The sequence below is a fragment of the Pseudomonas sp. GD03858 genome (genome assembly GCF_029840925.1).
Taxonomy (GTDB): Bacteria; Pseudomonadota; Gammaproteobacteria; order Pseudomonadales; family Pseudomonadaceae; genus Aquipseudomonas.
Genome location: NZ_JAOCDM010000141.1, coordinates 1 through 12,875, shown reverse-complemented (window position 1 = coordinate 12,875; position 12,875 = coordinate 1). Strand labels below are relative to the sequence as shown.

Sequence of the window (12,875 nt, the reverse complement as noted above, 5' to 3'; positions counted from 1 at the left end):
GGCACAGGCCACCTCACCGATACCAGGCCGCCCCCTCCTCACCAATCCCATAGCGCGCCCTCGCCTGCCCCAGCACATCCGCCGGCAGCACGCCCTGGCACACCAGCCCGTACAACGCCGCCAACACCACCGCATGCCGATCCACCTCGAAGAACCGCCGCAGTTGCTGACGCGTGTCACTACGACCGAAGCCATCGGTGCCCAGGGTGACATAGGGCGCCTGCACATACTCGGCAATCAGCTGCGGCCAGGCACGCACATAGTCGCTGGCCGCGATCACCGGAGCATCACCGGGCAGGCAATAACGCACATGGCAATCTCCCTGTTCCCCGGCCATCGCCAGGCGTTGCGCATCCCTGGCCCCACGCGCCAGCTCACTGAAGCTGGTGACGCTGAACACCTCGCTGTCGACCTGCCAATCACTGGCCAGCAATTCGCCGGCGGCGATCACCTCGCGCAGGATGGTGCCCGAGCCCAACAGCCGCACCTGGCCACGGGGCGCTGCCGACGCATGCCGGGTATACCGATACATGCCACGCAACACGTCCTCGCGCACCTCGTCCGGCAATGATGGCTGTGGATAGTTTTCGTTCATCACCACCACGTAGTGAAACTCGTCCTGCTGCTCCACCAGCATGCGCCGCGCGGCGTGGTCGAGGATCACCGCCAGCTCGCCGGCGAAACACGGATCCCAGGCGCGGCAGTTGGGCACCATCGCGGCCATGACCAGGCTCGAGCCGTCCTGGTGCTGCAGCCCTTCGCCACCCAGGGTGGTGCGTCCGGCCGTGGCGCCGAGCAACAGGCCGCGGGCGCGCTGGTCGGCGGCGGCCCAGATCAGGTCGCCGACGCGCTGGAAGCCGAACATCGAGTAATAGATGTACACCGGCAGCATCGGCTCGCCATGTACCGCGTAGGCGGTCGCCGCCGCGATCCACGACGAGATCGCCCCAGCCTCGGTGATGCCCTCCTCCAGCAGCTGGCCGTCCCGCGACTCCTTGTAGACCAGCAGCGAGCCGGCATCCTCCGGCTCGTAGCGTTGCCCCAAGGGCGAATAGATACCGATCTGGCGGAACAGGCTGGCCATGCCGAAGGTGCGCGCCTCGTCGGCGACGATCGGCACTACCCGCGGCCCCAATCCAGGTGCCTTGAGCCAGTTGCCCAGCAGGCGCACGGCGGCCATGGTGGTGGACATTTCCTTGCCCTCGGCATGCAGGGCGAAGGCGGCGAAGGTATCGAGGTCGGGCAGCGGCAGGCTGGCGCAGTCGCTGCGGCGCATTGGCAAAGGCCCACCGAGCGCCTCCCGGCGCTGGCGCAGGTAGAGCATCTCGGGACTGTCTTCGGCCGGACGGTAGAAACGCAGCTGCTCCACCGCCGCGTCCGACAACGGCAGGTTGAAGCGGTCACGGAACGCCAGCAGCGCCTGCACATCCAGCTTCTTGGCCTGGTGCGCGGTCATCCGCGACTCCCCGGCACTGCTCATGCCGTAGCCCTTCTTGGTCTTGGCCAGGATCACCGTTGGCCGGCCCTTGCACGCCTTGGCAGTGGCATAGGCGGCGTGCAGCTTGCGAAAATCATGGCCACCACGCTTGAGGGCGTTGATCTGCTCGGCGCTCATATGCGCCACCAGGCGTTGCAAGGCCGGGTTCTGGTTGAAGAAGTGCTCAAGGTTGTAACGGCCATCCTTGGCGCCAAGGTTCTGGAACTGCCCATCCGGCGTCGCCGCCAGCTGGCGCAGCAACGCATGTTCGTGGTCGCGGGCGAACAGCGCATCCCACTCCGAGCCCCACAGCACCTTGATCACGTTCCAGCCGGCGCCGCTGAACAGCGCCTCGAGCTCCTGGATGATCTGACCATTGCCACGCACCGGGCCGTCCAGACGCTGCAGGTTGCAGTTGACGATGAAAGTCAGGTTGTCCAGGCCCTCACGGGCGGCAAGGGTCAGCCCCGCCATGGACTCCGGCTCATCCATCTCGCCATCACCGAACACGCCCCACACATGACGGGCCGACGTGTCGAGCAGGCCACGATGCTGCAGGTAGCGCATGAACCGCGCCTGATAGATGGCATTGAGTGGGCCGATGCCCATGGAACCGGTGGGGAACTGCCAGAAATCGGGCATCAGCCACGGGTGTGGGTACGAGCACAGGCCATTGCCGGCAACCTCCTGGCGATAGTTGGCCAACTGCTCTTCGCTCAGGCGCCCTTCGAGAAACGCACGGGCATAGATGCCCGGCGCCGAATGCGGCTGGAAGAACACCAGGTCGGCGGTGCGCCGCGCGCCGCCACTTTCGCCACGAAAGAAGTGCTGGAAACCGACCTCGAAGATCTCCGCCGCCGACGCGTAGCTGGCGATATGGCCGCCCAGCTCGCCATAGGCATGGTTGGCCCGCACCACCATGGCCAAGGCGTTCCAGCGCAGGATCGCAGTGATTCGCTCGTCCAGTTCCAGATCGCCGGGATAAACGCCCTGCTGCTCCACCGGCAGGGTATTGCGATAGGCCGAGAAGGCCTGGGCATCGCGCTCCAACCCTAGTTCCAGAGCATGAGCCTGCAGGCGCTGCAGCAGATACCGCGCTCGCGCCGACCCGCAGTGAGCCAGGGTCGACTCCAGCGCCTCGCACCATTCGGCCGTTTCGCTTGGGTCACTGTCCAGGGCGCCATCCAGGGCCGTCAGCGGCTCGTTCGGGTTCATCATCGCTACCATCGCTCAAGCCTCGTCCGTGGCGGTTCAGGCACAAGCCTCGAGGGCCTGGGCAATGTCGGCAAGCAGGTCGTCGATGTCCTCCAGGCCCACCGAAAGCCGTACCAGCCCCTCCGAGATACCGTGCTCGGCACGCTCTTTCTGGGTATAGCTGGAGTGGGTCATGCTCGCCGGATGCTGGGCCAGCGACTCGGCATCGCCCAGGCTCACCGCACGGCTGAACAGCTGCAGGGCATTCATGAAGCGCCGTCCGGCCTCGATCCCACCCTTCAGCTCGAAGGCGATCATCCCGCCCGGCAGGCGCATCTGCCGTTGGGCCAGCGCGTACTGCGGGAAGGACGGCAGGCCAGGGTAGTGCAGCAGCTCGACCTGCGGCTGGCGCTCCAGGTACTCGGCGATCTGCCGGGCATTGGCGCAGTGGCGATCCATGCGCAGGGCGAGGGTCTTGATGCCACGCATCAGCAGCGCGGCATCGTGGGGCGAGAGCACCGCGCCGGTCATGTCCTTGAGCCCTTCCAGGCGGATGCGCTCGACCAGCGCCTTGCGCCCGACCACCAGTCCGGCGGTGATATCGCCATGCCCGGACAGGTACTTGGTGGCCGAATGCACCACCAGGTCCACGCCCATTTCCAGCGGGCGCTGCAGATAGGGGGTGCAGTAGGTGTTGTCGACCACGATACGCAGGTCATGGCCGCGCACGGCATCGACCAGCGCGGCGATGTCCACCAGCTGCATGTTGGGATTGGCCGGGGTCTCGAAGTAGATCATCCGTGTCTTCGGCGTGATCGCGGCCCGCAGCGCCGGGATATCGTTGAGGTCGACATGGCGGATCTTCACGCCGAACTCGCCGATGCCATGGTGCAGGTAGGCGAAGGTGCAGCCATACAAGGTGCTGCCGACGATCAGCTCGTCACCGGGACGCAGCAAGGTCCATAGCGTGGCGGTGATGGCACCCATGCCCGAGGCCAGCGCCAGCCCGGCCTCGCCACCTTCGAGCGAGGCCATGCGCTGCTCCAGCAGGGCCAGGGTCGGGTTGGAGATGCGACTGTAGAAATGCCCGGGCTCTTCGCCGGCGAAGCAGGCGGCGCCGTATTCCACCGTGGGGAAGGCATAGGTAGCGGTCTGATAGACCGGCGGCACCAGCGCGCCGCCATGGGACAGCGGGTCATAGCCATGGTGGATGGCCCGCGTGGAAAAACCGGTGTTGTTATTGGAGTCGCGCATGGCAACAGCCTCTTGTGGTTTGCTATAAGCTTATGCCACCGGGCTGCCGCTTTTTTTCCAAAGTTGCCCACGCACTGCCGTCGTTATTGAAAGAAAAACAACAAAAATATCACCTGGAGGGCAAGATATGCCTTCGTCACTCGACCGCACCGACCGCGCCCTGCTCGCCGCCCTGCAGGACAACGCCCGCCTCACCGTGTCCGAACTCGCCGACCAGGTCGCCCTGACCACCTCGCCCTGCTGGCGACGGGTCAAGCTGCTGGAGGACGACGGCTACATCACCGGCTACCAGGCCATTCTTTCGCCTAAATCGCTGGGCTTCGGCGTGACCGCCTTCGTCAGCATCATGATGGACTCGCACACCAAGGAGATCGCCCTGGCGTTCGAGCGGCGGCTGATGGAAATTCCCGAGATCGTTGCCTGCCACAACATCTCCGGGCGCTATGACTTTCTGCTGGAGATCCTGGCGCGAGATCTGGAGTCGTTCGGGGAATTCACCCGGGAGGTACTGCAGCGGTTGCCGGGGGTGAAAGAGATCTATTCGAGTTTTTCCTATAAGGCGGTGAAGGAACGGCGGGTTATTCCTGTGTCGGAAAAACACATCTGAGGCAGGTCCGCCTCGCAGTCGCTCCTAGCGCCCATCCGCCTAGCCAAATACCTCTTTTACCAGGTAGTCGTCATGCTGGCAGTGCAGCAAGCACCAAGATCCCATGGTTGTCGCCACAAAGGCTGTAGCAAACGTTCATGTACTGCGGTTCGTGGCATGCATCGCTGCGTAGATCGCAATCACCTCAGGCAGGTCGGCCGGAACCGGCAAACGACCCTGGAGAGACTCAGCACCAGTCTCTGATACCGCGCCCCCCGATAACACATGCCTGCGATCGACCCAGAGCGAGACAACAAGTAACCGTTGACTTCGGAGACATAGGCCGAGAGCTATCCAGGTGCGCCAAAGATTAATGTCAACCTGTCCAAACAGAGTCGCTGACAGGCAGTGGCAGACCCAGACTAGTCCCTCCAACAGGGCAGCCACGACGGCAAATGGGCGACATCTGCATCTTTGGGAAATATCCCATAAGAAAGCGAAAATTCTGACAAGAAAGCGATGTTTCCTTCGACATACGGTACAACGCCCGATATGTAGCCGCCTTATACCTAACGATCATCGCCATGTCTGTTCAAAGGAGCGAACAACATGGCACCACAGAAAATCGGCGATACCTATTATCTGGACGAAGGGCTTTACATCGATGCGGTTTCCGACGTGCCCATGGTCGGGGGCGTTGGCGGGGGCGGCCCAGGACTGGGTGGCTGGGGTCTTTACGATGGCCCCAGGCGGGGCGAGGGAAACGGCGGCAAACGGCCCGGCCTGGACTTCACCCCTGGGTTTAGCACGATCCTGACCGAAGAGTTCAATGGCGTAACGACTGCCACCCAGCAGGAATTTGCCGCACGCTACAACGCCCTGAACGCCACCATCGAGCAGGAAATAACTGCGGCTAGATCCCGTCACTCGGCACCTGGCGGATCATCCTACCTGAACCTGCTTCAACAGCAGCGCGGCCTGCTCGAGTTCATAGAGGAAAAGCGGACTCTCGCGACCTCGCACTTGCACAAGGAGCTCTCGTTCTGGGGCAGCCCTGTGTTCTACAAGCCGCCCAGCTACTTTTATCACAGAGGCATGGAGGCAATCCGAAACAACGACCCTTCCTATGCGTTCATCCAGTTCCCACAGGTCTTGGAGGCCGCGCACGAGCGCAAGATCATCGACCATACGCTCGAGGCTGCTGCCGGGCACTTGGCCGAACTCGCCGAGGCCCTTGAGCACGAACAGGACCTGACCCAACTCGAGTACGCGCAAAAGATCGAACTGCTGGCCGGAACGATACGCGCCATTCGCACAGAGCAGGCGTTCCACTTCCAGTCACTGCCACGTTTTCTGCAAATAGAGCTGTTGAATCATGCACCTCAAGCCCATGACGAACAGGGCGCGCAATTACTGGCGCAGTATGCGAGCGCGCTCAGTTCGCTGGCCAACAACAGGCTTCTCGCCAGTGCCTCTTTCGCCCAAGCCAACCCCAACATCACATCGCCACTGACGAGTAGCGAGCTGGAGGCCCTCAACAGCCTCATTCTCGGCCAACGGAACAACAGCATCGGGCCACGCTGGCTCGACTACCACCAGTCCCTGCTGAACCAGGAGTCCGCACGGATACTGAAGCAGACCAAGGTCGCGTTCGCGCAACTGAATGCCCGGGCCCAGCGGGTCGCGCTGCTGCAGGCAGAGGCCGACCGGCACGAAACCATGCGGCAAGAAGCGGAGTCGAGGCAAAGGGCCGAAGCGTTGAGGCAACAACAGTTGCAAGCCGAGCACAAAGCACGCGAGCGGGCCCAGCAACAAGTCCTGGCCGAGGAAAAAGCCCGCGAGGTGATGCGCATCCAGGCCGAAATGCAACGCCAGCGCATCAGCTACAACGCGTTCAGCCATGCTGCGTCGCCATTGCCGCAAGTGACGGCAGTCGGTGCCACGACCCTCACTGTCGCCCAAGGCACCTACGCAACGCTGCTGGTCGCCATCCGCGAGGCCGTGACCAGCCTGGCAGCCGCTGCCACGCCTGCGATGGGTAATCTGCTGGTGGCCAGTCTCACCATGATGTGGCCAAGCACGCTCGGCAACGCTGAGCGGCGCTACCTCCTCAGCACGCCACTGTCCAGCCTTGCACCTGCCGGTGGCCCTGACCTCGAGGCACTTGCCAGCAGGTCGGTCAGCCTTGACCTGCCCTACCTGCTGGCAGGGGCCGAAGATGAAAACGGCCTGGACCTGTACGTAGTGCCAGGCGGCAAACCCGTGGCGGTGCGTGCGGCGACATTCGACAGCGAACGCCAGGTCTACAGCCTGGCGCTGGAGAATCCGCAACGCGTTCTTACCTGGACACCGGCCAGTGCTCCGGGGGGCAACGAAGGTAATTCCACCAGTTATCCATCAGTACCACCCGGCACCCTCGTCTATGGCGGTAGCCGCCTCGATCCGGTCAGCAGCGAGCCGGAAAGCTACCCCGCCCTGGATCTGCTCGATCAGGAACGCTTGATCATCACGTTCCCTACCGACTCGGGTTTGCCGCCTATTCTGGTGGTGTTCAAAAGCCCGCGATTCGAGCCAGGCGCCGCAATTGGTAGCAGCGTGGAAGTTTCTGGACTTTGGCCGGGAGAGGCTGCACGCGCTGAAGGCGCGCCCGTACCGGCTCAGATCGCGGATCAACTGCGTGGCACCGAGTTCAGAAACTTCAACAGGTTCCGAAGAAGGTTCTGGAAAGCGGTTGCACATGACGCAGAGCTCTCGAAGCAATTCAGTGAAAGAAACCTACGCCGGATGAGAAAACATGGAAATGCGCCGACTGTTGGCGATGCGGACATACACATGAGTCAACTGACCTATATTCTGCATCACGTGCTCCCCATCAGCGAAGGCGGTGATGTCTACGACATGAACAACATAAGGATCGTCACACCGCGCGCGCATCACAGCATCCACTACGGGGAAAGAAAATGAAATTCAAAGAAAGACTAAGCGATTACACCGAGCAAGAGTTCATCGAATTCATACATGAGATCGACAGAGCCAATGACGACGAACCAGATAGGGTACTGACACCTTTGTTGATGCATTTCAGAAAAATTACTGAGCATCCATCTGGCATCGACCTTCTGTATCGGCCGGCCTCTGAAGCGGAAGGCCAGCCAGAGCAGATTGTTAAAATCGTAAAAGCCTGGCGCATAGCTAACGGCAAGGATGTATTCAAATGTTAAAGCAGCTTAACGCAACAGATAAAATCTCAGTAAACCTACACCTCCACCCACTATATAAGAAGGCGGCACACACAATCTCAATAACAGACCAGTAGTCGCGCCACTGGAACATTCATAATGCTCATCATGGAGCTAGCCATGGCTGACAAGAAAAACCTGAGCGACTACTCAGAGCGCGAATTTCTAGAACTCCTGGAACTCATAATCAACACAAATGGCTCCCAACCAGACAAAGTACTTGACCCGTTACTTGAACACTTCGAGTCCACTACTGAGCATCCCGCAGGAACCGACCTTATCTTCTGGCCAGATACCGCAGAAAAGGGTGAACCAGAGGAAATAGTGAAGCTAATAAAAGAATGGCGACGAGAGAATGGGAAGGATGGCTTCAAACCTGAATAGCTCATTAAAACGAACGGCCACACTCCCGTGGGGCTATCTGCTTACAAGCTAATAATATTTTCATACAAAAACGCCGAAAGCCTCTCACCAGCCCCTAGACGAGCAAGAGACATTTCCCTGCATTGGTCAACGGAATTATCTGGTTGCCTACGACAGCGCCGCCCCGTTACATCAAGCAAAGCTCAAAAGATGGCCGCTCCGCTCGCCCCCACAGGTATCACTTGGCCCCTGTGGGAGCGGGCTTGCCCGCGATGGGCCGCAAGGCGGCCCCTGTAACTGGCATGGCGCTATCGATCAGATCGCGCCGCGCTGACGCAGCACATCCAGCACCAGCTTCACCCCTTCATCGACGCTGACCGACTGGGTATCGATCACCAGGTCGGCATCCAGCGGCACGTCGAACGGGAAGCTTTCGCCAGGAATGTTGTCGCCACCAGCGGCGTACAAGCCCTGCGGGTCGCGCTCGCGGCAGACTAGCGGCGAGGCCTGGACGTAGACGGTGACCAGACGCTCCTTGCCGATCAGCGCCTTGGCCTGCTCGCGGCCTTCGGCATCCGGGGCGACGAACGCCGCCAGGGTCAGCAGCCCGGCCTCGTTGAACTGGCGCGCCACATGGGCGGCGCGGCGCCAGTTCTCGGTGCGGCCGGCGCGGTCCTGCGGCAGGCCCTTGTTCAGGTCGTGACGCAGGTTCTGGCCATCGAGCACATAGACCGCTCGCCCCATGTCGAACAGCTTGCGCTCCACGGCGTAGGCCAGGGTGCTCTTGCCAGCGCCGGACAGGCCGCTGAACAGCACGGTGGCCGGCTGCTGGCCGAAGCGCAGGGCGCGCTCCTCGGTGGACACATGGGCCAGCTTGCCGTGCTGGCCAGTGCCGCCGTGCGGCAGTACCGGTGGGGCGATGATCATGCCGGCACCAACGGTGCCGTTGGTCAGGCGGTCGATGACGATGAACGCGCCAGTGGTGCGGTTGCTCTCGTAACCGTCCAGAGCGATGGCGCTGTCCAGCGCGACCTTGACCCGGCCGATCTCGTTGAGCTGCAGCGCGCTGGCGGCGCCCTGCTCGAGGGTGTTCACATCGACCTTGTGGGTGATGCTGGCGATCGAGCCCGGCACATAGCTGGTGGCGCGCTTGATGTCGTACTTCTTGCCCGGGAGCATCGGTTCCTCGGCCATCCACACCAGCATGGCGTCGAACTGATCGGTAACCGGTGGCACATTGTCGGCATGCACCAGCAGGTCGCCCCGGGAGATGTCGATCTCGTCTTCCATGGTCAGGGTCACTGCCTGGCCTGGACCGGCGCTCTCCAGTTCGCCCTCGTAAGTGACGATGGACTTGACCCGGCTGCTCTTGCCCGATGGCAGCACGACGATTTCGTCGCCCTTGTGCACCACGCCACCGGCGATGGTGCCGGCGAAGCCACGGAAGTTCAGGTTCGGGCGGTTGACGTACTGCACCGGGAAACGCAGGTCGGTGACATTGCGGTCGGCGGCGATCTCGACGGTCTCGAGGATCTCCATCAGCGCCGGCCCCGTGTACCACGGCGAACGCTCGCTGCGGTTGACCACGTTGTCGCCCTTGAGCGCCGACATCGGCACGAAGTGCAGGCTCGATGGCTTGAGGTTGATGCCCTCGGCAAACTTCAGGTAGTCGGCCTTGATGTCTTCGAACACCTGCTCGTCGAAGTTCTTCAGGTCCATCTTGTTGACGGCGACGACGATGTGCTTGATGCCCAGCAGGGAGGCGATGTAGCTGTGCCGGCGGGTCTGGGTCTGCACGCCGTAGCGGGCGTCGACCAGGATGATCGCCAGGTCGCAGGTGGACGCGCCGGTGGCCATGTTGCGGGTGTACTGCTCGTGGCCCGGGGTGTCGGCGATGATGAACTTGCGCTTGGCGGTGGAGAAGTAGCGGTAGGCGACATCGATGGTGATGCCTTGCTCGCGCTCGGCCTGCAGGCCGTCCACCAGCAGCGCCAGGTCGACTTCCTCGCCGGTGGTGCCGGACTTTTTCGAATCACGGGTGATGGCCTCGAGGTGATCCTCGTAGATCATCTTCGAGTCGTGCAGCAGGCGCCCGATCAGGGTGCTCTTGCCGTCGTCCACGTTGCCGCAGGTGAGGAAGCGCAGCAGCTCTTTACGCTCGTGCTGGGCCAGGTAGGCGAGGATGTCCTCGCTGATCAAATCGGATTGGTGACTCATTGCATTCAAGCTCCAAGCTGTAAGCTTCAAGCGGCAAGCTTGTCGGCGTACAACTAGTTAGAAATTTTGTTGATCAAACCTGTCAGCATTCTGGAGAGCTCACGGGTTTCAGTAATCCAGTCGTTAGCTAACTCAGTAGGCAAATAACCAATTTCACCGGCGATGATCAGTTGAGTCCGCAACTCCGCGCAGGATGCTTTCGCCACGCTCAGGAACCATGCCTTCTCTCGCACCCCTCTGCGCTCCATCCCCTCAGCGATGTTGGAAGGAACCGAAACCGCCGCACGGGTAATTTGAGATCTGAACCCAAAATCCCGGCAGTCAGCAAATGCTTGATACATCTCAACGGCTAAATTTTTGCTTCGCTGCCAAACCAGCAACTTCTCAAAATCCACTGCAGGGGCTCCCTGTGCGCCCGCAGTGCAGGCGGCAGTCCACAAAAATCAGAAGCTACTCGCTCCGCTTCTGTCTTGCAGCTTGCCGCTTGTAACTTGAAGCTTAGAAATAGCCTTGGCGTTTTTTGTCTTCCATGGAACCGGCGCCATCGTGGTCGATGACACGGCCCTGGCGCTCGGACGTTCGGGTCAGGAGCATTTCCTGGATGATGTCCGTCAGGGTCTCGGCTTCAGACTCGACCGCGCCTGTCAGCGGGTAGCAGCCCAGGGTACGGAAACGCACTTTCTTCTTGACGATGCGCGCCTTCTCCTCGTCGCTCAGGTGCTCGAGGATGCGTTCGTCGTCGATCATGATCAGGGTGCCGTTCTTCTCGATCACTTCGCGCTCGGCGGCGAAGTACAGCGGCACGATCGGAATGCCTTCGAGGTAGATGTACTGCCAGATGTCCAGCTCGGTCCAGTTCGACAGCGGGAACACGCGGATCGACTCGCCCTTGTTGACCTTGCCGTTGTAGATGTTCCACAGCTCCGGGCGCTGGTTCTTCGGATCCCAGCGGTGCTTGCTGTCGCGGAACGAGTAGACGCGCTCCTTGGCCCGGGACTTTTCTTCGTCACGGCGCGCGCCACCGAAGGCGGCGTCGAAGCCATGCTTGTCCAGCGCCTGTTTCAGGCCCTGGGTCTTCATGATGTCGGTGTGCTTGGAGCTGCCATGGGTGAATGGGTTGATGCCCTGCGCCACGCCCTCGGGGTTGACGTGGGTGATCAGCTCCAGGCCCATCTCTTCGACCATCTTGTCGCGGAAGCGGTACATCTCCTGGAACTTCCACTGGGTGTCGACGTGCATCACCGGGAACGGCAGCTTGCCCGGAAAGAACGCCTTGCGCGCCAGGTGCAGCATGACCGCGGAATCCTTGCCGATCGAGTACAGCATCACCGGGTTGTCGAACTCGGCGGCCACCTCGCGGATGATGTGGATGCTCTCCGCCTCCAGCTGTTTCAAGTGCGTCAGATTGTCGACCATGGCTACTCACGAAAAACGATCTTATGGACGGCCTGCGGGCCGTGTTCGAGCGAGCCACTTTATCACAGCACCTGATTCTATTTAGGAGGCTGCCTAGATCGAAACAATCTAACGATATGACCAAGGGTTTGGGCCGTGTAGGAGCGGCCTTGTGTCGCGAAAGGGCTGCGCAGCAGCCCCAGGATTTCAGCGTTGATGCATAGATCGCCGGGGCTGCTTTGCAGCCCATTCGCGACACAAGGCCGCTCCTACAGATAAGCGTATTCGCCACTTGCGGCGGATCAGATCGGATTCGGGCAATCGATGAACAGGTGCTCGACCGCGAAGCGCCGCGCCAGGTAATCGCCCAGCGCCTGCACGCCATAGCGCTCGGTGGCGTGATGCCCGGCGGCGATGAAGCTGATGCCGTTCTCGCGGGCGCTGTGGAAGGTCTGCTCGGAGGCCTCGCCACTGAGGAACAGGTCGACCCCGGCGGCGATGGCATTGTCGATGTAGCCCTGGCCACCCCCGGTGCACCAGCCGACCCGGCGGATCATCTGTTCGCCGTCGACCACCAGTGGCTCACGGCCCAGGGCCTCCTGCACGCGACGGGCGAAGTCACGCACCGAGACGGGCTCGGCCAGCGAGCCGACCAGGCCGACCACCTTGGGATTGTTCGGATCCAGCGGGCCCTCAACCGTGATGTCCAACTGGCGCGCCAGCTGCACGTTGTTGCCCACCTCCGGGTGCACGTCCAACGGCAGGTGGAAGGTCAGCAGGCTGATGTCGTGCTTGAGCAGGGTTTTCAGGCGCCGTTGCTTGATGCCGGTGATGCAGGGGTTCTCGCCCTTCCAGAAGTAGCCATGGTGCACCAGCACCAGGTCGGCCTCGGCCTCGACCGCCGCGTCCAGCAGCGCCTGGCTGGCGGTGACGCCGCTGACGATGCGGCTGACCTGGGGGCGGCCCTCGACCTGCAGACCATTGGGGCAGTAGTCCTGGATCTTCGCGCTGCCCAGGTAGCGCTCAGCTTCCTCGACCAGGGTATTGAGGGCGACGGCCATGAAAAATCTCCTCGAATTCGGCGTTGCGACAGGGCGCGAGGCCCTATAATGGCCGCCATTATGGGCCGTCGCCGGTTTCGGGGGAACCG

General features: G+C 61.7%; 10 protein-coding genes. 4 read left to right on the top strand and 6 right to left on the bottom strand.

From position 1 onward, the window contains the following. Positions 1–13 precede the first annotated feature (13 nt). The gene (gene mdeB / locus N5D48_RS23990; protein WP_279888504.1) at positions 14–2,695 is read right to left on the bottom strand and encodes an alpha-ketoglutarate dehydrogenase; all 2,682 of its coding nucleotides are present in this window, start codon (positions 2,693–2,695) and stop codon (positions 14–16) included. Between the two features lie 33 nt (positions 2,696–2,728). Beyond that, positions 2,729–3,925: a methionine gamma-lyase gene (locus N5D48_RS23985; protein WP_279888503.1), complete on the bottom strand. Its 1,197-nt coding sequence runs from the start codon at positions 3,923–3,925 to the stop codon at positions 2,729–2,731. Positions 3,926–4,052: 127 nt separating this feature from the next. On the opposite strand from N5D48_RS23985, the gene N5D48_RS23980 reads away from it, so the two are divergent. The 4 genes from N5D48_RS23980 (at position 4,053) to N5D48_RS23965 (ending at position 8,134) form a co-directional block, all read left to right on the top strand. Beyond that, positions 4,053–4,532, top strand: coding sequence for an Lrp/AsnC family transcriptional regulator (locus tag N5D48_RS23980; protein ID WP_279807163.1), 480 nt, complete (start codon positions 4,053–4,055; stop codon positions 4,530–4,532). A gap of 588 nt (positions 4,533–5,120) precedes the next feature. Beyond that, positions 5,121–7,475, top strand: a complete 2,355-nt coding sequence (locus tag N5D48_RS23975) for an S-type pyocin domain-containing protein (RefSeq protein ID WP_279888502.1) — start codon at positions 5,121–5,123, stop codon at positions 7,473–7,475. Then, positions 7,472–7,732 carry a bacteriocin immunity protein gene (locus N5D48_RS23970; RefSeq protein WP_279888501.1) on the top strand — a complete coding sequence of 87 codons (261 nt, stop codon included), beginning with the start codon at positions 7,472–7,474 and terminating at the stop codon, positions 7,730–7,732. Before N5D48_RS23975 ends, N5D48_RS23970 begins: the two co-directional genes overlap by 4 nt. Positions 7,733–7,870: 138 nt before the next feature. Further along, positions 7,871–8,134 (top strand): bacteriocin immunity protein, encoded by a 264-nt coding sequence (locus N5D48_RS23965; RefSeq protein ID WP_279888500.1) that lies wholly within the window; start codon positions 7,871–7,873, stop codon positions 8,132–8,134. Between the two features lie 294 nt (positions 8,135–8,428). On the opposite strand, the gene cysN is transcribed toward N5D48_RS23965, so the two are convergent. The 4 genes from cysN to N5D48_RS23945 all read right to left on the bottom strand — a co-directional run bounded on the left by cysN (position 8,429) and on the right by N5D48_RS23945 (position 12,786). Further along, complete coding sequence (cysN, locus tag N5D48_RS23960; protein ID WP_279888499.1) at positions 8,429–10,330, bottom strand: sulfate adenylyltransferase subunit CysN; 1,902 nt, start codon at positions 10,328–10,330, stop codon at positions 8,429–8,431. Positions 10,331–10,383: 53 nt separating this feature from the next. Next, the gene (locus N5D48_RS23955; protein WP_252091135.1) at positions 10,384–10,725 is read right to left on the bottom strand and encodes a four helix bundle protein; all 342 of its coding nucleotides are present in this window, start codon (positions 10,723–10,725) and stop codon (positions 10,384–10,386) included. Positions 10,726–10,828: 103 nt separating this feature from the next. Beyond that, entirely contained in the window at positions 10,829–11,746 is a 918-nt protein-coding gene (cysD, locus tag N5D48_RS23950) for a sulfate adenylyltransferase subunit CysD (protein WP_011535568.1), read from the bottom strand. A 281-nt stretch (positions 11,747–12,027) separates the two neighbouring features. Further along, on the bottom strand, positions 12,028–12,786 hold the full coding sequence (locus N5D48_RS23945) for a Nif3-like dinuclear metal center hexameric protein (protein ID WP_279888498.1): 759 nt from the start codon (positions 12,784–12,786) through the stop codon (positions 12,028–12,030). Positions 12,787–12,875 lie beyond the last annotated feature (89 nt).